Origin of the sequence: Aliivibrio sp. S10_S31, assembly GCF_014694495.1 — a bacterium.
GTDB classification, from domain to species: domain Bacteria; phylum Pseudomonadota; class Gammaproteobacteria; order Enterobacterales; family Vibrionaceae; genus Aliivibrio; species Aliivibrio fischeri.
The window spans coordinates 1-247 of sequence record NZ_JAAUWR010000163.1 but is presented as its reverse complement, the minus strand read 5'-3'; the positions used below and the strand labels follow the sequence as shown (position 1 = coordinate 247).

Genomic DNA, 247 nt, shown 5'->3' with positions numbered 1-247 from the left:
CTCAAATTCAGCCGCCTTTTTAAGTTCAAATAAGAACTCAAAATCACTATCTTTCGCTGAACGCGTAGAAAATTTCAAACCTTTACCTCTGGCTCAAATAACCTTAATAAATCGGTGCTTATAACGCTGGCATAACACGTTTATTACTATGCAAACCAACCTGAATTTAACTGCCTTAATCACGAAACCCAAGGAAAACCCAGAACGCCGAGTGTAATAAATCGTGTTGATGCGATTGTTACACGAT

General features: G+C 38.1%; 1 pseudogene. It reads right to left on the bottom strand.

Annotation, left to right across the window (positions count from 1 at the left end):
* A pseudogene (locus tag HC728_RS20035) lies at positions 1-78 on the bottom strand (N-acetyltransferase); the annotation flags it as partial.
* Positions 79-247: the final 169 nt, after the last annotated feature.